This window comes from Acidovorax sp. sic0104 (assembly GCF_019219095.1).
Lineage (GTDB): Bacteria > Pseudomonadota > Gammaproteobacteria > Burkholderiales > Burkholderiaceae_C > Acidovorax.
This window is the reverse complement of sequence record NZ_JAHUWH010000008.1, coordinates 1-21,259: the sequence shown is the minus strand read 5'-3', so window position 1 is coordinate 21,259 and position 21,259 is coordinate 1. Positions and strand designations below refer to the sequence as shown.

Here is a 21,259-nt window from a genome sequence, read left to right as displayed (position 1 = left end):
GATTCTTGCCCCGATCAGGTCAGCGCGCCCCTGGCATCAACCCGGATGATGCGCTCCACCACCCCCATCGTGAGGCCGCCGCGCACGCCGATCATGACGTCGTGCAGGTTGACCGTGGGGTCGCAGTGGCCGGGGATGAGCCACAGCATGCGGCCCAGGGCCGGCAGGCGGGACTTGGGGCCGTCCGCGTGAAGGATGCCGTGCTCGTCGCCGCCATTGGCGTAGCGCAGGCTGCGGTCGGGCGGCAGCAGGGCCACGGTGGGCAGGCCGGAGTCGATGGCGTGGCTCTTGTGGCCCGCGTCACAGACGGCGTGGGTGTCTCGCACCGACACCACCTGGGTCTTGACGAACAGCGCGTGCTCGAACGTGGGTTGCGCCGGCTCGCGTTCGTTGCGGGCGTAGTCGGCGTCCATGAAGAGGAACGAGCCCGCCTGCAGCTCGCCGTACACGCCGCTGGCCGCCTCGTGCACCAGGGTGCCGGTGCCCGAGCCGGTGATGAGCGGCACGGGCAGCCCGGTGGCCTCGATCAGGTCGCGCGTGTGGCTGGCGGCGCGCACCACGGCGGAGATGGCCTCGCGCCGTTCGGCGGCGCCAGCCAGGTGCTGGGCACGGCCGTGGTAGGCCTGCAGGCCCGCGAAGCGCAGCCCCCGGCTGCGCGCCACGGCCAGCGCCAGGGGGACGGCGGCCTCGCCGGGCGGCACGCCGCAGCGGCCCTGGCCCACGTCGATCTCCACGAACACGTCGATCAAGGTGCTGTCGCCCGCCGCCCAGTGGCCCTCGCGCGGCTGGGGTGTACCGACCTGGGCGATGGTCTCGGCCAGCCGCTCGATGCCTTCGGGGTGGTCCACCGCGATGGCCAGGCGGCCGCCGCGCGCCGCCAGCAGCGCGGCCAGGCGCGCCACGCGTTGCAGCTTGGGCATGGCCACCACTTCGTTGCTGATGTAGATGTCGTTCACGCCGCCTGCGGCCAGGGCCTCGGCTTCGGAGACTTTCTGCACGCACACGCCCTGCGCGCCGGCACGCTGCATCTGCAGGGCCAGCTCGGCGCTCTTGTGCATCTTGGCGTGCGGGCGCCAGCGCACCTGGTGCTTGCGCGCGAAGTCGGCCATGCGCTGGATGTTGCGGTCCATGGCGTCCAGGTCGATGACCAGCGAGGGCGTGTCGATCAGATCCACGCGCTGGCCGATGGCGGTCTTCAGCACATCAGGCAGAGGTTTCATCGCGCACCGCGTTGTCGTCCAGGTGTTGGGTGTCGGCCCAGCCGATCAGGGTGAGGCCGTCCGGGGTCCACAGCAGACGGTTGATGGCGGCGTTCGACAGCTGCCAGGTGCGCGGCGCCTGGGTCTCCTGGCGGGTGGCCAGGCGGTACAGAACGTCGAGCACGCCGCCGTGCGCCACCAGCAGGATCTGCTCGCCCGCGTGCGGGGCGGACAGCGCCATCACCGTGCGCTCGATGCGCTCGCGCAGGGTGACCAGCGATTCGCCGCCTTCGGGCGTGTAGTGCGGGTCGCGCTTGCGCCAGCGGCGGGCATCGTCGGGCAGCTCCGCCTCGATCTCGGCGAAGGTGCGGCCCTGGAAGTGGCCGAAGCTGCGCTCGCGCAAGCCGGGCACGGTGGTCAGCGGCGCGCCGGTGGTGCGCTGCACCGCCTGCGCCGTGGCGTGGGCGCGCTGCAGGTCGCTGGTGTAGATCGCGGCAAAGCTCTCGCCGGCCAGCGCCTGGCCCAACTGTTCGGCCTGCCACAGGCCGGTGTCGTTGAGCGGAATGTCCAGGTGGCCCTGGATGCGGGTGTCCACGTTCCAGGCTGTTTCTCCGTGGCGGACGGCAACGATGCGGGTGGCGTGCATGCGGGGTGGTGGGCGGGGACGTGGTTGGATGGGAAGCGCTGTCAGCGCACGGTGCCCGGCGCGGCGGGCGGGATGGGCGCCAGGGGCTGCCGCACGACCCGGGGGCCTTGCGGGGGCTGGGGGAAACCGGTCAAGGCGGCGTCGAACAGCACGCCGTAGACGGCAGGGTCGCTCACCCACACGTCTTCATGCACGGCAGATGTCTCGTACACCACCGCCTGCGTGGCGGCATCGCGCAGCACGATGCTCACGGCGCGGCGGTGCAGCGGCGTGGGCTCGTTGAAGCCCCAGCCGCCATGAAAGCCCCAGCCCCGGCCGTACCAGCCGCCCATGCCCCACGGGTAGGGTCCGTAGGCGCCGTAGGGCCGGAACGGGTCGTAACGCGGCACGGTGTCGGCCTGCACGCCGACCTGTGCCAGCAGCCTGGGCGCGGCGTCGTCGCGGCGCAGGCCTGCGCGGCCCAGCGCCTGCTCGGCCAGGGCCACGATGGGCTCGAACGAGGGCATCTGCTGCGACGGCAGGCGCTCGATGCGATAGGTGGCGGGCGAGGGGATGGCCTGCAGGGTGGAGAAGCTCTGCACCTGGCCTTCGACCAGGCGGGGGCCGGTGCTGCAGCCGGCGAGTACGGCCACTGCCGTGGCGCACAGCAGGGCGATGGAGAGGGGGCGGCGCATCATGGTGAGGGTCTCCTGGGCTGCGACAAGACGATCCCGGTGTGAGTGCACCCGCGCCCGGAGGTTCACGACAGTGTCACCACCTGTACGCCGCCCATGCCGGGCAGCGATGGCGCCGAAAACTCTTCCTTGTCGAAGGCCTTGTCGCCGTCTTCGCTGGCCACGCCCGTGGCCCGGGCGTTCTTGAAGTCGAACAGTCCGCCGTCGAGCAGGTGCGAGGGCACCACGTTCTGCAGCGCGTTGAACATGTTCTCCACGCGCCCGGGGAATTTCCTGTCCCACTCGCGCAGCATCTCGCCCACCTGCTTGCGCTGCAGGTTCTCCTGGCTGCCGCACAGGTTGCACGGAATGATGGGGAAGTCGCGGTGCGCGGACCAGCGTGCGGTGTCCTTCTCGGCCACGTAGGCCAGGGGGCGGATCACCACATGCCTGCCGTCGTCGCTCACGAGCTTGGGCGGCATGCTCTTCATCTTGCCGCCGAAGAACATGTTGAGCAGCAGCGTCTGCAGGATGTCGTCGCGGTGGTGGCCCAGCGCGATCTTGGTGCAGCCCAGCTCGTCGGCCACGCGGTACAGGATGCCCCGGCGCAGGCGGCTGCACAGGCTGCAGGTGGTCTTGCCCTCGGGCACCAGCTTCTTGACGATGCTGTAGGTGTCCTCGTTCTCGATGTGAAAGGGTACGCCGGTGCTCTTGAGGTACTCGGGCAGCACGTGCTCGGGAAAGCCGGGCTGCTTCTGGTCGAGGTTGACGGCCACCAGGTCGAAGTGAATGGGCGCGCGGGCCTTGAGCTTGAGCAGGATGTCCAGCAGGGTGTAGCTGTCCTTGCCGCCGGACATGCACACCATGACCTTGTCGCCTTCTTCGATCATGTTGAAGTCGACGATGGCCTTGCCCACCTCGCGGCACAGGCGCTTTTCGAGCTTGTGGGTCTCTCGCTCGATCTTCAGGCGCGCGGAGGCTGCGGCGGGCGCGGCGTTTGCATCGAGGGGCTCGGCAGCCCAGCCGGCCTGGGTGGGTTCGTTCATCACTGCGCTCATGGGAGGGGAAGGGCTCTGGGTTCGGGGGAAAGCGATGTCCGCCGGGCCGCACGACAAGGGGCGGGGCGGCGGGAAACAGCCCTCCATTGTCGGTGAAACCGCGTTGCCAGGGGGCTGTGGCGCTATTTTCCGGCTTTCCGCGGCCCGCCGCCAGGGCGCTGCGCGGCGGTGGCCGCTGCCTGGGCGTCGGGCCCTGCGCCGCTCGCCTCCTGGGGCCGGGCGGGGCTGGCCCGCTGCGTGAGCCACAGCCTGAGCTCCCGCTTGCCCCTGGCATTGGCTGCGCGCCAGGCCTCGCGCGCCAGCGCCACAAAGCGTTCTTCGGCCGGGTCGGGGTGCTCGGTGGCGTGCTGGGCGTCCAGCCAGCCGATGTCCACGCGCGCATGCCGCTCGATCTGCCGTGCGAGCGTGTCGCCGATGGGGCGGGCGCTCTTGATCTGGCTCCACATGCTGGGCGATATCTCCAGCGACGCGGCAAACGCCTGGTCCAGCCCCTTGGCGGGCTTGCCGGCGGCGATCTGTTGTTCGAGAAAAAGGCGGTGCAGGGCCAGCACGTTGGTGCGGCGGGTCACGGTGGTGGGCGGCGGGGTCACAACGAGAAAAAACAACAAACGCGAAAAAAGATTGTGCAGGGCGTTGACCGGTGTGTAAAGACTATTTACAGTCCACGCTCATCAGGACTCCGAGTCCTCATCCTTACTCACACAGAACACACGCCGCCCACTTCCGAGAGACCGCCATGAACGCCCGCCACAACGCCATCCACCACCGCACCCGCCAGGGCGCCGTGGCCGTGCGCGGGGCCTTCATTGCGCAGGCGTCGTCCACGTGCTCCAAACGGCTGCCCTTGCATGCCGCGTCCTATTTGCAGGGCCACGACCGCATGGGCAGCAGTGCCAGCATGGACCAGCCGCAGTGGCTGGGCAATGGTTTCGAGGATACCGCGCCGCTCCCGGGCGGAGGTTGCAACGCAGGGCAGTAGTCCCAGAGCGTTCTCCCTCCCGATCTCTTGATCGACAAGAGGCCCGGCAACCAGGTGGTTCCGGGCCTTTTTCTTTGTCCCTCGTTTTTTGTCACCACCTCATTTTTGCAGCGCCCGCCGCTGCCCCCGCAGGCATCGACCCGCCGGGGAGCAGGTTCTTTAACAGTGTGCCGCAGGCGGCCGTTCTCCCTCGGAGCGATGGCCGACCTGCATCGAAAGCAGAGGGAGCGAGCGGCGCCGAGTGCTCAGCCGCCCCACCCCCTCTCCATTTCGGGTGTGCCTTTGCTCACACCGCCGGACCCGGCCGCATGCGCGGCCCGGCGGGATGTGCTGGGGTTGATCGCCCAGTGCAGCGACGTGCATGCGCAGCCCCTGGCGGGCCGCGGTCGCGTGAAGGCACAGCCGAAATGGATATGCATTGGGCGAGAAACGCCCATTCAGGCTCCTTTGCGCGTGGAGCTCACGCCAATTTCCTTCCTGTCCATGACCCGCATTGCGCGGGCCTGGCAGGCATGCCGCAGCAGCCCTGTCGGATGGGGCGCCTGGTTGTTTCAACCGGGGATTGCAGGTTCGACTCCTGTCTGTGGCGCCCCTTCCCGCGTTCCCATTTCTTCCATCAACCCACCCACTTCTTTTCCATTCACCGCATTCACGTTCCAGGAGATCCCCCATGGCCATCCAGCATTCCTTCCCCTTGGGCGCCCAGCGGCGCCGCGTCGCCCTTGCGGGCTGGCTGGCCCGCCTGGCATCCGTGCGCGCGCGCCTGCAACGCACGGCTCCAGGCCGCGCAGCCGCAGCGCGCCGCCTTGACCAGCTCGACCCCGACCAGCGGGTGCGCGAGGTCGGCGAGTGGTAACGCCACGCCCCTGCGCGCGTCCGCTTTCGCATTCGCAGTCCCTGCGTGCCTTGGGCATGCATCCACACCGGCGCCCACCGATTGACGGTGGGCGGCAGCTGTCGCTTTTGCTTGTGCTTTTGTTTGTCGCTTTGTCTTCGTTGTCGCAGTCGTCGATGACCATGTATTAACCGGGGCGTGCGCTGGGCTGGGCGGCTGCGCCCTTCATCCCCAGAAAGGAGAGCCTCATGCCCCGCACCATCACCACCCCCACCGAAACCTCGTCCCGAAAACCCCGCACCCCCGCGCCCCGCGTGCTCCAGCTGGACCTGCACGGCACGCCGCAGTCCTGGATGCCGCTGGAACAGGCCGCCGTGCACTACGCCAGCGGCGCCGTGGCGTGGGATGCCGGCCTTGCGCCCCTGGCCACATTGCGTGGCGGGCACAACGCGGCGACGGGCCGGCAGTCGGTTCTGGATGTCGCGCCCATCATCGCCCTGCGCGGTGTCGCCCGGATCAATCTCTTTGACGTGGTGCCGGGCCTCACCAAGCGCCGGCTGCTGCGCCGCGACCGCCACACCTGCGCCTACTGCGGCGGTGTCTTCAGCGAAGAGATCCTGCAGTGCGAACACATCGTGCCGCAGTCGCGCGGCGGCGCCACGTCGTGGACCAACCTGGTGGCCGCCTGCGCCGCGTGCAACGGCTACAAGGCCGCCCGCCTGCCCGAAGAGGCGGGCATGCGCCTGTTGTTCCTGCCGTACGTGCCCAGCCGCTATGAGTCGTTCTTGCTGGACGGCCGCAACGTGCGGGCCGACGTGCACGAGTGGCTGGCCAGAAGGCTGCCCAAGGGATCTCGCCTCCATTGAGGGGGCGAGAGTTCAGGATGAGAGCTGCCAGAGACAAGGGCCGTGGTTGTGTGACCGTGGCCCTTTTTTTATGCCGACAATGCGCGGCCTGGGCTCACCACTGGCCGGTCTCGATGCGGATCGCCACCTCGCAGTCGTCGAAGATCTCCAGCTTGGCGATCTTCACGCGCACGCCCAGCACGCCGGGCAGCTGCATCAGCCGGTTGGCGAGCTTGCCGATCAGGCTCTCGAGCAGGTTCACATGCTCGGCGCGGCACTCGTCGATGATGATCTGGCGCACCTTGCGGTAGTCCAGCACGTGCAGGATGTCGTCGTCGCGCGGGGTGAGCGGCTGCACGCCCAGGCTCAGTTCGGCATCGACCTGGATGGGCTGGGGGTCGGTCTTCTCGTGCGAGAGGATGCCCAGGTTGGCGTCAAAGCGCAGGCCGGTCAGGGTGAGGATCTGTGTGCCGACGGCGGTGTGGTCCATGGGAGATAGCTTCTTTCTGCGTGGGCCGGCGCCCGCTCACATCATTGAAAAATCGCGCTCGAACTTCATCAAATGCTGGCCACCGTCCACCAGCAGCGTGGTGCCGGTGATGGAACGGTTCTCCAGCGCAAACTTCACGGTGCTCGCCACGTCCTCGGCCGTGGACGAGCGGCCCAGCGGGCTCAGCGCGTGCAGTTGCTGGAACTTCTCGTCCTGCAGCATGTGGCTGGTGAGCGTGAGGCCCGGCGCCACGCCCACCACGCGCACGCGCGGCGCCAGGGCCAGCGCCAGCATGGTGCCGGCGGCCTCGAGAGCCGCCTTGGACAGCGTGTAGCTCACGAAGTCGGGGTTCTGGTTCCAGAGCTTCTGGTCCAGCAGGTTCACCACGGCGCCCTGGGCGTCGGCGTCGCCCGCAGCGGCGCGCTCTGCCAGGTGCTGGTGCAGCGCCTGGGCCAGCAGCACGGGCGCGGCGGTGTTGCTGCGCAGGTGCTTTTCCAGCGCGGCAAAGCCGAAGGTCTGTGCGTTGTCGTGCTCGAACAGCGAGGCGCTGTTGACGACCGCATCCACATGGCCGAAGTGCGCCACCACGCGCGGCAGCAGGCCGCGCACGGCGGCCTCGTCGTCAAAATCGGCATCAAAATGGGCGCTGGTGCCCGACAGGCGTGCGCAAGCAGCTACGGTCTCGATAGCGTCCTGCTCGGAGGTGCGGTAGTGCACCGCCACGTGCCAGCCGCCCTCTGCCAGCGCGAGCGCAATGGCGCGCCCCAGGCGCTTGGCGGCGCCGGTCACGAGCACGGTGTGGGGGCGGGTGGGCTGGGGCATGGTGGCGGGGTGGGGGACAATGCGGGCCGTGACCCAACAACCCGACAGTTTAACGACCGCCCTGGCGGCCCATATCCGCCAGACCATCGCCGCCGAGGGCGGCTGGATCGGCTTTGACCGTTTCATGGCGCTGGCTCTGTACACGCCGGGCCTGGGCTACTACGCCAACGACAGCGCCAAATTCGGTGCCATGCCCGAATCGGGCAGCGACTTCGTGACCGCGCCCGAGCTCACCCCCCTGTTCGGCCAGACGCTGGCGCGCCAGGTCGAGCAGGCGCTGACCGAGACCGGCACCTCCGAGGTGTGGGAGTTCGGCGCGGGCTCGGGGGCGCTGGCCCTGCAGTTGCTGGATGCGCTGGGCGACCGGGTGGCGCGCTACACCATCGTCGACCTGTCGGGCAGCCTGCGCGCGCGCCAGCAGGCACGGCTGGCGCAGCACGCGCACAAGCTGCGCTGGGTGGACACGCTGCCCGAGCGCATCGAAGGCGTGGTGGTGGGCAACGAAGTGCTGGACGCCATGCCCGTGCAACTGCTGGCCCGCCACGGCGGCCAGGCACAGGGCGTGTGGCACGAGCGCGGCGTGGTGGCGCAGGAAGACGGCAGCTTTGCCTGGGCCGACCGCCCCACCGCACTGCGCCCGCCTGTCGACATCGAAGGCCCGCAGGACTACCTGACCGAAATCCACGCGCAGGGCGAAGGCTTCATCCGCATGCTGGCCGACCGGCTCACGCGCGGCGCGGCCTTTCTGCTGGACTACGGCTTTGGCGAAAGCGAGTACTACCACCCGCAGCGCCACATGGGCACCGTGATGTGCCACCAGGGGCACCTGGCCGATGGCGACCCGCTGGTGGCGGTGGGGCGCAAGGACATCACCGCGCACGTCAACTTCACCGCCATGGCACTGGCCGCGCAGGAAGCAGGGATGGAGGTGCTGGGCTACACCACGCAGGCGCACTTCCTCATCAACTGCGGTTTGCTACCAAAAATGGAGCAACTGCCGCAGGCGGAACGGGCGACAGCGGCCAAATTGATCATGGAGCACGAGATGGGCGAGCTGTTCAAGGTGCTGGCCCTGGGCGCGGGGAGTGCGTGGGAGCCCATGGGGTTTGTGCAAGGGGATCGGTCGCACCGGTTGTAGGGGGCAGGGGGGCCTTGGTTGACAGGCTCTGCTGCTGACTCCCCCCCTCTCCCCAGCCCTCTCCCGCGAGGGGAGAGGGAGTTTTCGGGGCGCTGGGTGCGCCGGCTGGTGAGGGGCGCCTCGCCTCTGGATGCGATGTGAAAGATATTAGCCAACGTCTGACTGGCACCAGCGCCATGCACGGAACCGAGCGCCGGTCTTACTCCCTCTCCCCTCGCGGGAGCGGGCGGGGTGGAGGGTGGGGGAGAGGGGGCTCGTCCTGAGGCCCCTGCCGCCCGCCCGCGGCCAGCGTCACGCCATCACTGCGGTCCTTCAGCCGCACCCCCGTCAGCCCCAGGCGCCTCGCCTCGGTGCACAGCCACCACATCCGCGCCGCCGCAGCAGCCGGGTCCAGGCCCTCGGGCCGCACGTTGGAGATGCAGTTGCGTTCCGCATCGCTGCACCCCACCCGCGGGTGCCAGGTGAGGTAGATGCCCAGGCTGTCCGGCGAGCTCAGGCCCGGTCGTTCGCCGATCAGCAACGCCACCATGCGGGCCCCCAGCAGTGCGCCCACCTCGTCGCCCAGCGCCACGCGCGCCTGTGTGGCGATGACCACGGGGCCGATGCGCCAGCCCTGTGGCGCGCTGCCCACGATGGCCCGGAGCAGGGGCTCGGCGTGGCGCTCCACGGCCAGGGCCGAGAGGCCGTCGGCCACCACCAGCAGCAGGTCGTGGCCGGCATGGCCGCCGTTCCCCAACGCCTGCAGGCGCTGCACATCGCGGTCGCACAGGCGCCGGCCAAGGTCAGGGCGCAGCAGGTATGTGGCGCGCTCGGGTGCGGCGCTGGCCACCTGCAGCGGAGTGCCGCACAGCCCGCCAAGCCGTGCGGCCAGCGCATCCGCATCGAGCGGCAGGTGCACCGCGTCGCGCGCCTGCGCGTGGGCCAGGCCGAAGTCGAGCAGCTCGCGTGTGGGGATGGCAGTGCCCGCGCGGCCCAGCGCCAGGCGGGCGGCGGTGTGGGCGCGCAGATCGGCCCAGGGGTCGGGCGCGGGCTGCGTCATGTGTTCATTCCGATCTGCCGCAGCCGCGCGATGGCCGCCTGCTGCTGCGCTGCGGGCAGCAGCCGCCCCGCGCCGTCGGCCAGGTGCATGCTCGCAAGCCAGTCCTCGAACTCCGGCGCGCGCCGCAGGCCCAGCACCTCGCGCAGGTACAGCGCGTCGTGGAACGAGGTGCTCTGGTAGTTGAGCATGATGTCGTCCGCCCCCGGCACGCCCATGATGAAGGTCAGGCCGGCCGCGCCCAGCAGCGTCATCAGCGCGTCCATGTCGTCCGAATCGGCCTCGGCATGGTTGGTGTAGCAGACGTCGCAGCCCAGCGGAACGCCCAGCAGCTTGCCGCAGAAGTGGTCTTCCAGGCCCGCGCGGATGATCTGCTTGCCGTCGTACAGGTATTCGGGCCCGATGAAGCCGACCACGGTGTTGGTGAGCAGCGGCGAGAAAGCCCGTGCCACGCCGTAGGCGCGCGCCTCGCAGGTCTGCTGGTCCGCGCCGTGGTGCGCGTTGGCCGACAGGGCGCTGCCCTGGCCGGTCTCGAAATACATCACGTTGTCGCCCACGCCATCGCCAAAGTCCGTGCCGCGCTGCAGGGACCGCGCCGCATCGTGCGCCTCGCGCAGCAGGGCCAGGCTGATGCCGAAGCCCGCGTTGGCCTTCTCGGTGCCCGCGATGGACTGGAACACCAGGTCCACCGGCGCGCCGCGCTCGATCATCTGCAGCGTGTTGGTCACATGGGTCAGCACGCACGACTGCGTGGGGATCCGCAGCGTGGCGATCACCTCGTCCAGCATGTGCACCAGGCCCGTCAGGGCGGCGATGCTGTCCGTGGCGGGGTTGATGCCGATCACCGCGTCGCCCGCGCCGTACAGCAAGCCGTCGATCATCGAGGCCGCGATGCCGCGCACGTCGTCCGTCGGGTGGTTGGGCTGCAGCCGCACCGAAAGTCGGCCCGGCAGGCCGATGGTGTTGCGAAACCGCGTGACCACGCGGCACTTGCGCGCCACGGCGATGAGGTCCTGGTTGCGCATGAGCTTGCTCACGGCCGCCGCCATCTCGGGCGTGATGCCGGGGGCCACGGCCGCCAGCGCGGCGCTGTCGGTGCCGTGGGCCAGCAGCCAGTTGCGGAAGTCGCCCACGGTCAGGTGGGCGATGGGAGCGAATGCGGCAGCGTCGTGGGTCTCGATGATGAGGCGCGTGACCTCGTCGGATTCGTACGGAACCAGGGCTTCGGCCAGGAAGCGCGCAAGCGGCACGTCTGCCAGGCACATGCGCGCGGCCATGCGCTCCACCGCCGTGGTGGCCGCAATGCCCGCCAGCACGTCGCCCGAGCGCTGGGGCGATGCCTTGGCCAGCACATCGCGCAGGCTGCCGAACTGCCAGCGCTGGCCGCCTGCGGTGTGGTGGTAGCGGGTGGACTGCATGGGTGTGCTCGGTGGTGGCCATGGTAGCGGGGCGCGGCCGCTGGGGCTACCTGGTGCGCCTACACTCGGAGCACCATGATCCGCTGGCTTCTCGTCATCTTCCTGGCCTTGATGCTGCTCAGCTGGCTATCGCCCTTGCTGCGGCGCATGGGCTTTGGCCGGCTGCCGGGCGACCTGCGCTTTCGGTGGCTGGGCCGCGACTGGGATGTGCCGCTGGCGTCCACGCTGCTGCTGAGCTTCGTGGTGAGCCTGCTCGCAAAACTGCTGTAAAGCGCTGCGTGGCGGCGTTCTTGCCCACGTCCATCAACAAGACAAGCCATTCACCGAGCGCAGTCGAAGTGCCGCGTAAGGCTTCGATAGGGTCAGCCCGAACAGTGTTGAATGATTTGACATGCCAGTCCGCATCAGTCGGCCGCCTTCTCCAGCGCCTTGAGAAACGACTTGCGCCACCAATGCACATCGTGCTCGCGGATGCGCGCCATGAGTTTCTGGTGGCGGGACTGCCGCTCGGCCAGCGGCATCTGCAGCGCCTGCTGGATGCTGTCCGCCGTGCCCTGGGTGTCGTAGGGGTTCACCAGCAGCGCTTCCTTCAGTTGCTCGGCCGCGCCCGCAAAGCGCGAGAGCACCAGCACGCCGGGGTTGTCGGGGTCCTGCGCCACCACGTATTCCTTGGCCACCAGGTTCATGCCGTCGCGCAGCGGCGTGACCAGGCCCACGGCGGCCGCGCGGCACAGGCCGGGCACGCGCTTGCGCGCCACCATGCGGTGGATGTAGCGCACGGGCATCCAGTCGAGCTCGCCGTAGTCGCCATTGACGGCGCCGCACAGGCCTTCGAGCTCATGGCGCAGGTCGGTGTACGCGTGCACGTCGTCGCGCGAGGGTGAGGCGATCATGATCATCGTGGCGCTGTCGCGGTTTTCGGGGTAGCGGTCGAGCAGCTCGCGGAACGCGCGCACGCGGTGCGGGATGCCCTTGGAGTAGTCGAGTCGGTCGATGCCCATCAGCAGCCGCCTTCGCGAATACTCGTCGCGCATGTTCTCGTAGGTTTCCACCGCGTCGGGCGCCTGGCCCAGGCGGGTGAACTCGTCCACGTCGATGCCGATGGGAAACGCCTTGACCTGCACCGTGGCACCGAACGCGCGCAGCTGCTGCACACCGACTTCCTCGGCGCTGGCTTCGTTGCGCACGTAGCGGGTGAAGTGCGAGACATCGGCTTCGCTCTGCAGTCCCACCAGGTCGTAGGCGAACAGCGAGCGCATCAGCCATTCGTGCTGCGGAATCGCCGCCATGATGAGCGGCGGCGGCATGGGGATGTGCAGGAAGAAGCCGATGCGCTGCTTGCAGCCCATGGCGCGCAGCTCGGCGGCCAGCGGGATCAGGTGGTAGTCGTGTACCCAGATGATGTCGTCGTCGCGCAACAGCGGCAGCAGCTTGCGCGCGAACATCTGGTTGACCCGGCGGTAGCCCGCGATGTAGCGGGTGTTGAAGTCCGCCAGGTCCAGCCGGTAGTGAAAGACGGGCCACAGCACGCTGTTGCTGTAGCCGTGGTAGTAGCTGTCGTGGTCTTCACGGCACAGGTCCACGGTGGCCAGCGTCACGGCACCTGCGTGGCGTGTCTGCAGCTCGCATTCGCCGGGGGTGCCGTCTTCGGTGACGGTGCCGCTCCAGCCGAACCACAGGCCGCCGGTCTGGTTCAGGGCGTCGCCCAGTGCGACGGCCAGGCCGCCAGCGGCGGGCTTGCGGGGGTCCGCGATGCGGTTGGATACAACGACGAGTCTGCTCATCCGTCCATCATCGTTGCCAGCGGGCCTTGCCGCCTGTCGGACACCGCCTCAAATCACGCTGTCCCACGGCGCGGACAGGCGAACCGCAGCATTGATGACGCCCACCATGGAGTAGGTCTGCGGGAAGTTGCCCCACATCTCGCGCGTTTCGGCATGGGTGTCCTCGGACAGCAGCCCCAGCGGGTTGCGGGCCGCGAGCATGGTCTCGAAGATGGCCCGTGCCTCGTCCTTGCGGCCGATGCGCGCGAGCGCGTCGATGCGCCAGAAGGTGCAGATGTTGAACGCCGTCTCGGGCTTGCCGAAGTCGTCGGCCGCCTCGTAGCGGCGCATGTACGGGCCATCGCACAGGCTCTTTTCCATGGCCTCCACGGTGCTCACGAAGCGTGGGTCCTTGGGGTCGATCATGCCGACTTCGGCCATCAGCAGCACGCTGGCATCGAGCTCGTGGCCGCCGAAGCTTTCGGCAAAGGCCTGGCGGCTTTCGCTCCAGGACTTGGCGATGATCTCGTCGCGCATGCGGTCGGCGTGGTCCCGCCAGTACGCGGCGCGGTCAGGCAACTGCAGTGTGATGGCGATCTTGGCCAGCCGGTCGCAGGCCGCCCAGCTCATCAGGGCCGACGAGGTGTGCACGCGCGCACGGGTGCGCAGCTCCCACATGCCGGCGTCGGGCTGGCCGTACACGCGCACCGCGTTGGCGCCCACCTGTTCCAGGCGCGTGAACTCGGCCAGACCCGCGCGGTGCAGCAACCGGTGGTCGTGGAAGGCCTGCGCAGCGCCGAGGACGATGTTGCCGTACACATCGTGCTGAAAATGCTCGGCCGCCTGGTTGCCCACGCGCACGGGGCCCATGCCCCGGTAGCCGGCCAACTGCGGCATGACGGACTCAGGCAGTTCCTTTTCGAGGCCGATGCCGTACAGCGGCTGGATGTGGCCGTCGCCGCCCTCGACCACCACATTGCTCAGCCAGCGCAGGTAGTCCTCCATGGTGCCGACTTCCGAGATGCTGTTGAGCGCGCGCACCACGAAGAACGCGTCGCGCAGCCAGCAGTAGCGGTAGTCCCAGTTGCGGCCGCTGTGCGCGGACTCGGGGATGCTCGTCGTCATGGCGGCCACGATGGCACCTGTGTCTTCGTACAGCGACAGCTTGAGCGTGATGGCCGCGCGAATCACCGCGTCCTGCCATTCCAGTGGCAGTGCCAGCGCTCGGCTCCAGCTGCGCCAGTAGCTGGTGGTTTCCTGCTCGAAGTAGCGCGCCGTGTCGGCGATGCCTTCGTGCAGCGTCTCGTCCGCGCCGAGAATGAAGTTGTGTTCGCGCGTGAGCACGAACGACTGCCCCGACAGCACGTGCGACACCGGTGCGTCGGTGGACAGGCGCAGCGTCATGTCCTCGCCCACATAGCGGATGTGGTTGCTGCCGCGCGTGATGTGCGGCGTGCTGCGGCCCCAGTCGTAGCGCACCTTGAGCGCCACGCGGATGCGCGGCGCGCCTTCGATGGGCCGCACGCGGCGCACCAGCGTCATGGGCCGGAAGAACCGCGAGCGGCTGTTGAAGCGCGGTGCGAAGTCGGTGATCTCCACGCCGTGCCCGGCCTTGTCGAACAGCTGCGTGCGCAGGATGGCGGTGTTGGGCTCGTACCACTGGTGGGCCGAGGCCAGGTCCTCGATCTCGATCGCGAAATGGCTTCCCTCGTCGCCCGGCTGCAGCAGGGCGTTGAACACCGGGTCTCCATCGAAGCGTGGCAGGCAGCACCAGACCATGCGTGCCCTGTCGTCGATCAGCGCGCTGATGGCGCAGTTGCCGATCATGCCGAGGTTGAGCGAGCCCTGTTGAGGGGCGTTGGCAGCAGTGTTCATCGTTCGCGTTCCCAATTGGTCCTGGCACTCGATAGCCAGCCGCGCAGCGCGGCGGGGGTCATGCAGCGGTGCTGCGCCATGGTCGGGCCTTCGCCCACCTTGATGCCCCAACCGCCCAGGGACTGCACGGCGGCAAAGCCCGATTCGTCGGTGACGTCGTCCCCCACGAAGACGGGAATGCGGCCCTCAAACGGCGGCTGGGTCATGAAATCGACGATGGCCTGGCCCTTGTGTGCACCACGGGGCTTGACCTCGAAGACGAACTTGCCGCGCATCAGCTCCACGCCTTGCACGCCTTGCAAGGCGCGTTCCAGGGTGTCCAGGCAGCGAGCCTCCATGTGGGGCGCCAGGCGGTAGTGCAGCGCGACGCTGGCGCGCTTGGGCTCCACCAGCAGGCCGGGATGGCGCGATGCGAGGTCGTACGCGGCGTGCAGCACCGGTGCGAGGTCTGGCGGGGGCACAGCGGGGTGGGAGGTGTCGTGCAACCGGTATTGCGCGCCATGCTCGCTGGCCAGCGGCAGGTGCAGCGGCGCGAGGAATCCGTCGATGTCGGCTTCGGGCCGCCCCGTCACGATGGCCAGCGCACCACCCAGGTGGGCGTGCAAGGCCGAGAGAGTGGGGATCAGCCCGGACGCAATGCGCACCGCTTCGGGGCGCGACGCCAGCTCGGTGAGCGTGCCGTCGAAATCGAGAAAAAGGGCGTGGGCAGTTGTCAGTATCGGAAGCAGCTGCATGGGCCGAGACCTTAGCAGATGCCACCGGGCCGACCGGCCCCGTGGGGTGTTCTACACCCTGTAATCCCGCGTAAATTTTTGCAAGCAGGTATTTGGCCGACATCGATGCGGCAGGCTCGCCGACTTGAAAAGTCCAGCCCGGTCGCCATCTGCGCACATTGAGACTGTCAACATCGCGTCCCCATGTCCGAAGCCCTGCACATCGTCTGCCCCCACTGCCACACCACCAACCGCGTGCAAACCGCGCAGCTGGCCAGCGCGCCCGACTGCGGCCAGTGCCATCAGCCGCTCTTCGCAGGGGCGCCGCTCGAGCTCGACGCCGCGTCGTTCGAGCGCCATGTGGCGCGCAGCCACATCCCCGTGGTGGTGGACTTCTGGGCGCCCTGGTGCGGCCCGTGCCGCCAGATGGCCCCCGCGTTCGCCCAGGCCGCGCGCGAGCTGGAGCCGCAGGTGCGACTGGCCAAGCTCAACACCGAAGACCATCAGGCGCTGGCGGCGCGCCATGCGATCCGCAGCATTCCGACCATGGTGCTGTTCCAGCAGGGGCGCGAGGTGGCGCGCATCTCCGGCGCGCTGGGCGCGGCGGACATCGCGCGCTGGGTGCGCACCGCCACGCCCGCCAGCTCGTGAGCTGTGGCTGAATCAAGGCCGCTTCAGCGCAGGCCCAAAGCGCGGTCCAGAGACACCGCACCCCCGCCACGCCCCACCAGGTACAGCATCAGCCCCGCCCACGAGAGGTGAGTGGGCCACGCGTCGGGGTAGACGAACACCTGGATCACCAGCGTCATCCCCAGCAGTGCCAGGGCAGACAGCCGCGTGCACAGGCCCAGCACCAGCAGCACGGCGAACAGGTGCTCGGCCACCGTAGCCAGCTGCGCGGCCAGGTGCGGCGGAATCAGCGGCAGCCTGTATTCGTCGCGGAACAGCGCATAGGCGCTGTCGGAGATGGTGAACCAGCCCTCCACCTTGGTGCGCGCCGACAGCCAGAAGATGCCTGCGAGAGCCACGCGGTTGATCAGCGCCAGCAGGCTGTGGGGGGTGAGGCAGGTGGCGATGCCTGCCAGGCGGTTGCCCCATGCGCGGGGGCCGTCTGCGGGCGGGGAGGACAAGGGTGTCGATGTGTTGGCGGTCATGGTGTTTCCTTTGAACAGGGGGCCGGGGCGTCGGCATCGTCATCTGCTTCGGTGAGCGCGCCTGCGTCCAGAAGCAGCACCAGCAGCGCCCCGAAGTCTGTGTTCGGCTCGGCCGTCAGCGCCTGGGTGGCGGCGGCCTCCAGCGGCAGGCCTTGGGCGCAGGCGTCCATGAAAACAATCCCCGCACGCGGCAGGGCACGCCACGCCACGGCAGCCGTTGGACGCGTGAGCAGCCCTGCGTCGCCCACCCAGGCCAAGTCCGCATCCATGGGCCACTGGTCGCGGTGGCGCTGCCACAGGGTATAGGCCGGGTGGTCGTCGCACCAAGTCCAGCGCGCCGCCGGGTGGGGCCGCAGGTGCCGCAGTGCCAGCGCGTCGGGCGGCTGGCGGGCCAGCCAGGTCGCGTCGAGCGCGCGGGCGTCGGCCGCCAGGTGGCTCTCCGTCCAGCACCGATCGAGGCGTGCAACGGCGGGCATGTATGGCAGCTCGGACGCCGGCCCGAACTGCCGCAGAAAGTCGGGAAAGTCCGCGCCATAGTCCATGAGCCTCCCATCGGAGGGAGGCTGCGCGTGGGCGAACATGCCAGCCGCTGCGCGGAACCAGTCGGTGCCCACCAGACTGCATACCGTGGGGTAATTGGCCTGCAGCGCGTCGATGCACGCAGTGAGCACGTTGTTGCGGTACACCGCAAAGCCGGGCTGGGCGGCCAGGGCAGCGAGCCATGCGGGCATGTGCAACGCTTTGTCTGGAGACGGCAGCAGCGCTGCCGACAGTCCGTCCTGAAAGTCGCTCAGGTGCATGGCGCCACCTCGCAGTCAGGGGCGTGTTGTGCGCGGGCTCCCTGGGCCTTGTGCGCCTGTTCGCGTTCCGCCAGAAGCTCCGGTAACGCAGGCACATTGCCGTCCCGCTCGATGAGCGTGGGCACGGGGCCCGTGCGTGCCAGCACCTGCTCGTACAGCGCCCACACGGCAGCCGAAATGGGCGCGTCGTGGCTGTCGATGAGCAGCGCCTCGCCCAGCGCCGGATCGGCGTGGTGGCCGGCCAGATGGATCTCTGCGACGGCGTGCAGCGGGAAGGCCTCGATGTAGGCCTGCGCGTCCGTACCCAGGTTGTGGGCGCTCACGTGCACGTTGTTCACGTCCAGCAGCAGCGCGCAGCCCGTGCGCCGAACCATTTCGGCCAGGAAATCGGTCTCGGACCAGTCGTGCCCGTCGATGTGCAGGTAGTGCGTGGGGTTCTCGATGGCGATGGGGCGCTGCAGGGCCTCCTGCGTGCGCGCGATGTTGTCCGTGATGCGGGCCAGCGCCGCGTGGGTGCGCGGAAACGGCAGCAGGTCGGGCAGGTAGTGGCCGCGCCAGGCGGACCACGCCAGGTGTTCGGACACGATGGCGGGTTCGATGCGCCGCACCAGCGCGGCCAGCCGGGCCAGGCGGCCGGGATCGGGTGGTGCATCGGCCGCGAGCGACAGCGACACGCCGTGCAGCGCCACCGGGTGGCGCGCGCGGATGGCTTCGAGCCACGCCAGCCGCGGGCCGCCGGCGGCCAGGTAGTTTTCCGGGTGGACCTCCCACCACAGGCCGGGGGCGCTGCATTGCAGCGCCTCGGCGTAGTGCTGGGGCTTGAGGCCCAGGCCGGCGGTCAGCAGGGATGGCATGGCAGATCGCTAAGGGGTGAGGAAAGGTTTGCCGCATCGGTATCCATCGGGCTGCGCGCCGCCCGCGGCCTGTGCAGCGGGCGCTGCCAAGCCAGGGCACCCGTGGAGCCGGCTCCGCCGGTCCACCGGGTGCGTGCCCCTTCGGGGGAAGGCGCGCAGCGCCTCAGGGGGGCTTCACCTCAGGACTTGATCGGCATCAGCGAGCCCATGCCCTTGGGGGTCTTGAGCGTGGCGCAGGTGCCGGCGGGCACGTACTTCCAGGCATTGCCCTGGTAGTCCATCTTCGAGGTGCCCGCGCAGGTGGTGCCGGCACCTGCCGCGCAGTCGTTCTTGCCGGCCATCGACACGCCGTAGCATTTCTCCATGGCGGGCTTGGCGGCGGCGTCGCCCATGGGCTGGGTTTGTGCCTGGGCCATGGCGGCGGTGCAGGCAATGGCCGAGAGTGCGAGGGCGCCGAGGCTGAGGGTGCGAGTGGTCATGGCAAGTTTCTCCAACAGAGTTTGGTTTGATAAACAAGGGATCGAAGCGGACCGGTGGCGGCAACGTGCGGGGCAGAACTAACTAACTAGCTAACGGCCTGCACCCTGCAGCACCCGATCTGCGCTGTAATTCGCGCTGGCGTCGCCGCGGGTTACACGGCGCTGCCACTCCACACGCTTATTTATTTTTTGCACCCGCTGTAACCGGAGGGCCCGCTGTGACGAATACCCTGCAGGGAGACGCCATGGACATTGAAGAGCGGCTGCGTGGATTGCTGCTGCAGGGGCTGGACGCCGACGCAGCGGCGTACCAGCGATTTCTGAAGGAGCTGAGCGCGCACCTGCGTGCGTTTCTGCGCCGCCGCCTGGCGCAGCGGCCCGACGAGGTAGAGGACCTGGTGCAGGAGACCCTGCTGGCGGTGCACAACCAGCGCCACACCTACCGGGCCGACTCGCCGGTGACGGCCTGGGTGCATGCGATTGCGCGCTACAAGCTCATCGACTGGCTGCGCTCGCGCGCCGCCAAGGAAGCGCTGCATGTGCCGCTGGACGACACCGATGATCTGTTCGCCAGCACCGACAGCGACGCGGCCGAGGCGCGCCGCGACCTGGGCCGGCTGTTGCAGCTGCTGCCGGAGCGCCAGCGCCTGCCCATCGTGCACATGAAGCTCGAGGGCCTGTCGGTGGTCGAGACCGCAGAACTCACCGGCATGTCGGAATCCGCCGTCAAAGTGGGCGTGCACCGGGGCCTCAAGGCCCTGGCCGCCAGGATCAGGGGAATGTGATGAAAACCGATGAATTGATAGAGCTGCTGGCCTCCGATGCACACCCGGTGGCGCGCCACACGGTGGAGCGGCGTCTCGCCATGGCTGCGTTTGCGGGCATTGCCGGGGCGGCCGTGCTCATGCTGGGCCTGTTCGGCCTGCGCAGCGACCTGGCGGCCACGATGGCGATGCCCATGTTCTGGGGCAAGCTGGCCTTTGCGGGCACGCTGGCGGCGGGCGGGCTGATGGTGCTGCAGCGGGTGGCACGCCCCGGTATGCCCGCAGCGCGCACCGCGCTGTGGCTGGCACTGCCGCCGCTGGTGCTGTGGGGGCTGGCGCTGGCCACGCTGGCGCAGGCGGCGCCGGCCGAGCGCCTGCCGCTCATCCTGGGCAGCACCTGGCGGACCTGCCCCTTCAACATCGCCGTGCTGTCGGTTCCGGCGTTTGTCGCGGGGTTCTGGGCGCTGAAGGGCGCGGCTCCCACGCGGTTGGCGTGGGCCGGCGCGGGCGCGGGGCTGCTGGCAGGGGCGCTGGGTGCGTTGGTGTATGCGCTGCACTGCCCCGAGATGGCCACGCCCTTCCTGGCCGTGTGGTACCTGGCGGGCATGGCCATCCCCACCGCGCTGGGCGCCATTGCGGGGCCACGCTGGCTGCGCTGGTAAGGCGGTGGCGCTTTGTGAGTGCCGCCCTGGATGCGTCACAGGCCGTTCAGGCCTTTCAAAGCCTTGGGGTTGTTGTTGCACCCCAGGCAGTTAGGGGTGAGCCTGCTGCAGCCTCCGCCCGTTCGGGCTGGGCCTGTCGAAGTTGGGGCGTGTGACCTCCAACCGTTCGGGTTGAGCTTGTCGAAACCGGGGCGCTGCTCGCGGGCTCGCTGATTGGGTGGTGTGCCTGGTTCAAGGGCGGGAGCCGGGAGTTCGCCCCGGCGGGCCCAAAAGAAAGACGACCCCCAGTCTGCGGCCCCTTCGCTGCGCTGCGGGGCAACCTGCGTCGGGGCGGTTGCGGGGTAGACAGCCGAGCAGCCGTACAGCCCTATGGGCCATCCCGTTGCTCGGCGCCCAAGACGCGGGCGCATGCGCCGCGCGCTGCGCAGGCGGGGGTGAGCGCAGCAATGGCCCTTAGGGCTGGGCCTGTCGAAGTTGAGGCGTCTTGCCTCCCGCCCGGTCGGGTTGAGCTTGTCGAAACCGGGGCGCTGCTCGCGGGCTCGCTGGTTGGCGGTGTGCCTGGTTCAAGGGCGGGAGCCGGGAGTTCGCCCCGGCGGGCGAGGTACTTCTTCTTTGCTTCGCCAAAGAAAAGTACCCAAAAGAAAGGCGACCCCCAGTCTGCGACCCCTTCGCTGCGCTGCGGGGCAAACCTGCGTCGGGGCGGTTGCGGGGTGCGCCGCAGAACTCACTGCGCGCCTGCGGCGCTCCGCTCAGACAACTGCGGCGAGTCAGTTCACGAGGCATGCGCGCACTAGCGCGCATGCTCACCCCGCAACCGCCCCGCCGCAGGCGCAGCCAGCAGGGGGTGGACAGCCGAACAGCCGAACAGCCACACGGGCCATCGCGTTGCTCGGCCCCCAAGACGCGGGCGGGCCGAGCGCAGCGATGGCCCGTGTGGCTATTCGGCTCCCCCATCCCTTCTGGATGCGCCTGGGGCGCGCAGGGGGCGGGGTGGGCGTGTGCCGAAGGACACACGCCTTCGTGCTCTGACTTGCCGCAGTTGTCTGAACGGAGCGCGCAGCGCGCAGTGAGTTCTG

General features: G+C 69.1%; 24 protein-coding genes and 1 tRNA gene. 9 read left to right on the top strand and 16 right to left on the bottom strand.

The window, feature by feature from the left end; all coding sequences use genetic code 11:
* Positions 1–14: 14 nt before the first annotated feature.
* From KW835_RS14275 to KW835_RS14255, 5 genes are all read right to left on the bottom strand, one after another.
* On the bottom strand, positions 15–1,220 hold the full coding sequence (locus KW835_RS14275; RefSeq protein ID WP_218383453.1) for a DSD1 family PLP-dependent enzyme: 1,206 nt from the start codon (positions 1,218–1,220) through the stop codon (positions 15–17).
* Positions 1,204–1,845, bottom strand: a complete 642-nt coding sequence (locus tag KW835_RS14270) for a histidine phosphatase family protein (protein ID WP_218383451.1) — start codon at positions 1,843–1,845, stop codon at positions 1,204–1,206. Before KW835_RS14270 ends, KW835_RS14275 begins: the two co-directional genes overlap by 17 nt.
* Before the next feature lie 41 nt (positions 1,846–1,886).
* Positions 1,887–2,522, bottom strand: coding sequence for a DUF4136 domain-containing protein (locus KW835_RS14265; protein ID WP_218383449.1), 636 nt, complete (start codon positions 2,520–2,522; stop codon positions 1,887–1,889).
* A 62-nt stretch (positions 2,523–2,584) separates the two neighbouring features.
* On the bottom strand, positions 2,585–3,544 hold the full coding sequence (gene ttcA, locus KW835_RS14260; protein WP_255593533.1) for a tRNA 2-thiocytidine(32) synthetase TtcA: 960 nt from the start codon (positions 3,542–3,544) through the stop codon (positions 2,585–2,587).
* A gap of 134 nt (positions 3,545–3,678) precedes the next feature.
* Positions 3,679–4,125 carry a hypothetical protein gene (locus KW835_RS14255; RefSeq protein WP_339385556.1) on the bottom strand — a complete coding sequence of 149 codons (447 nt, stop codon included), beginning with the start codon at positions 4,123–4,125 and terminating at the stop codon, positions 3,679–3,681.
* Between the two features lie 167 nt (positions 4,126–4,292).
* Here KW835_RS14255 and KW835_RS14250 point away from each other — a divergent pair, with 167 nt between their 5' ends.
* The 4 genes from KW835_RS14250 (at position 4,293) to KW835_RS14235 (ending at position 6,236) form a co-directional block, all read left to right on the top strand.
* Positions 4,293–4,535 (top strand): hypothetical protein, encoded by a 243-nt coding sequence (locus KW835_RS14250; protein ID WP_218383439.1) that lies wholly within the window; start codon positions 4,293–4,295, stop codon positions 4,533–4,535.
* A 514-nt stretch (positions 4,536–5,049) separates the two neighbouring features.
* Positions 5,050–5,124, top strand: a tRNA-Asn gene (locus KW835_RS14245).
* 81 nt (positions 5,125–5,205) lie between these two features.
* On the top strand, positions 5,206–5,391 hold the full coding sequence (locus KW835_RS14240) for a hypothetical protein (RefSeq protein WP_218383434.1): 186 nt from the start codon (positions 5,206–5,208) through the stop codon (positions 5,389–5,391).
* Between the two features lie 227 nt (positions 5,392–5,618).
* Entirely contained in the window at positions 5,619–6,236 is a 618-nt protein-coding gene (locus tag KW835_RS14235) for an HNH endonuclease (RefSeq protein WP_218383433.1), read from the top strand.
* Positions 6,237–6,330: 94 nt separating this feature from the next.
* Here the strand turns inward: KW835_RS14235 and KW835_RS14230 are convergent, their stop codons facing one another.
* Both KW835_RS14230 and KW835_RS14225 read right to left on the bottom strand, forming a co-directional pair.
* The gene (locus KW835_RS14230) at positions 6,331–6,705 is read right to left on the bottom strand and encodes a dihydroneopterin aldolase (RefSeq protein WP_056414111.1); all 375 of its coding nucleotides are present in this window, start codon (positions 6,703–6,705) and stop codon (positions 6,331–6,333) included.
* 36 nt (positions 6,706–6,741) lie between these two features.
* Positions 6,742–7,527: an SDR family oxidoreductase gene (locus KW835_RS14225; protein ID WP_218383431.1), complete on the bottom strand. Its 786-nt coding sequence runs from the start codon at positions 7,525–7,527 to the stop codon at positions 6,742–6,744.
* Positions 7,528–7,546: 19 nt separating this feature from the next.
* Here KW835_RS14225 and KW835_RS14220 point away from each other — a divergent pair, with 19 nt between their 5' ends.
* On the top strand, positions 7,547–8,665 hold the full coding sequence (locus KW835_RS14220; RefSeq protein ID WP_218383429.1) for a class I SAM-dependent methyltransferase: 1,119 nt from the start codon (positions 7,547–7,549) through the stop codon (positions 8,663–8,665).
* Between the two features lie 199 nt (positions 8,666–8,864).
* Here the strand turns inward: KW835_RS14220 and eutC are convergent, their stop codons facing one another.
* Positions 8,865–9,704, bottom strand: coding sequence for an ethanolamine ammonia-lyase subunit EutC (gene eutC / locus KW835_RS14215; protein ID WP_218383426.1), 840 nt, complete (start codon positions 9,702–9,704; stop codon positions 8,865–8,867).
* On the bottom strand, positions 9,701–11,119 hold the full coding sequence (locus tag KW835_RS14210) for an ethanolamine ammonia-lyase subunit EutB (protein WP_218383425.1): 1,419 nt from the start codon (positions 11,117–11,119) through the stop codon (positions 9,701–9,703). Before KW835_RS14210 ends, eutC begins: the two co-directional genes overlap by 4 nt.
* A 75-nt stretch (positions 11,120–11,194) precedes the next feature.
* On the opposite strand from KW835_RS14210, the gene KW835_RS14205 reads away from it, so the two are divergent.
* Positions 11,195–11,389, top strand: a complete 195-nt coding sequence (locus tag KW835_RS14205) for a DUF2905 domain-containing protein (RefSeq protein ID WP_218383423.1) — start codon at positions 11,195–11,197, stop codon at positions 11,387–11,389.
* A gap of 134 nt (positions 11,390–11,523) precedes the next feature.
* Here KW835_RS14205 and otsA read toward each other — a convergent pair whose 3' ends face one another.
* From otsA to otsB, 3 genes are read right to left on the bottom strand one after another with little or no spacing between them, the layout of a single operon-like run.
* The gene (gene otsA, locus KW835_RS14200) at positions 11,524–12,903 is read right to left on the bottom strand and encodes an alpha,alpha-trehalose-phosphate synthase (UDP-forming) (protein ID WP_218383422.1); all 1,380 of its coding nucleotides are present in this window, start codon (positions 12,901–12,903) and stop codon (positions 11,524–11,526) included.
* A gap of 48 nt (positions 12,904–12,951) precedes the next feature.
* On the bottom strand, positions 12,952–14,757 hold the full coding sequence (locus KW835_RS14195; RefSeq protein ID WP_218383420.1) for a glycoside hydrolase family 15 protein: 1,806 nt from the start codon (positions 14,755–14,757) through the stop codon (positions 12,952–12,954).
* A complete protein-coding gene (gene otsB, locus KW835_RS14190) occupies positions 14,754–15,491 on the bottom strand; it encodes a trehalose-phosphatase (RefSeq protein ID WP_218383418.1) in 738 nt (245 codons plus the stop codon). Before otsB ends, KW835_RS14195 begins: the two co-directional genes overlap by 4 nt.
* A gap of 183 nt (positions 15,492–15,674) precedes the next feature.
* Here otsB and trxC point away from each other — a divergent pair, with 183 nt between their 5' ends.
* On the top strand, positions 15,675–16,121 hold the full coding sequence (gene trxC, locus KW835_RS14185; protein WP_218383416.1) for a thioredoxin TrxC: 447 nt from the start codon (positions 15,675–15,677) through the stop codon (positions 16,119–16,121).
* A gap of 23 nt (positions 16,122–16,144) precedes the next feature.
* Here the strand turns inward: trxC and KW835_RS14180 are convergent, their stop codons facing one another.
* The 4 genes from KW835_RS14180 to KW835_RS14165 form a co-directional block, all read right to left on the bottom strand.
* Positions 16,145–16,624, bottom strand: coding sequence for a DoxX family protein (locus KW835_RS14180; RefSeq protein ID WP_218383414.1), 480 nt, complete (start codon positions 16,622–16,624; stop codon positions 16,145–16,147).
* Positions 16,621–17,424 carry a DNA-binding domain-containing protein gene (locus tag KW835_RS14175; protein ID WP_218383412.1) on the bottom strand — a complete coding sequence of 268 codons (804 nt, stop codon included), beginning with the start codon at positions 17,422–17,424 and terminating at the stop codon, positions 16,621–16,623. The genes KW835_RS14180 and KW835_RS14175 overlap by 4 nt, the downstream gene beginning before the upstream one ends.
* Positions 17,415–18,278, bottom strand: a complete 864-nt coding sequence (locus KW835_RS14170) for a DUF692 domain-containing protein (RefSeq protein WP_218383410.1) — start codon at positions 18,276–18,278, stop codon at positions 17,415–17,417. The genes KW835_RS14175 and KW835_RS14170 overlap by 10 nt, the downstream gene beginning before the upstream one ends.
* A 179-nt stretch (positions 18,279–18,457) precedes the next feature.
* Positions 18,458–18,757 (bottom strand): DUF2282 domain-containing protein, encoded by a 300-nt coding sequence (locus KW835_RS14165; protein WP_218383408.1) that lies wholly within the window; start codon positions 18,755–18,757, stop codon positions 18,458–18,460.
* 245 nt (positions 18,758–19,002) lie between these two features.
* On the opposite strand from KW835_RS14165, the gene KW835_RS14160 reads away from it, so the two are divergent.
* Both KW835_RS14160 and KW835_RS14155 read left to right on the top strand, forming a co-directional pair.
* Complete coding sequence (locus KW835_RS14160) at positions 19,003–19,542, top strand: sigma-70 family RNA polymerase sigma factor (RefSeq protein ID WP_218383760.1); 540 nt, start codon at positions 19,003–19,005, stop codon at positions 19,540–19,542.
* Positions 19,542–20,183 carry an NrsF family protein gene (locus KW835_RS14155; RefSeq protein WP_218383406.1) on the top strand — a complete coding sequence of 214 codons (642 nt, stop codon included), beginning with the start codon at positions 19,542–19,544 and terminating at the stop codon, positions 20,181–20,183. The genes KW835_RS14160 and KW835_RS14155 overlap by 1 nt, the downstream gene beginning before the upstream one ends.
* The last annotated feature ends 1,076 nt before the right edge of the window (positions 20,184–21,259 follow it).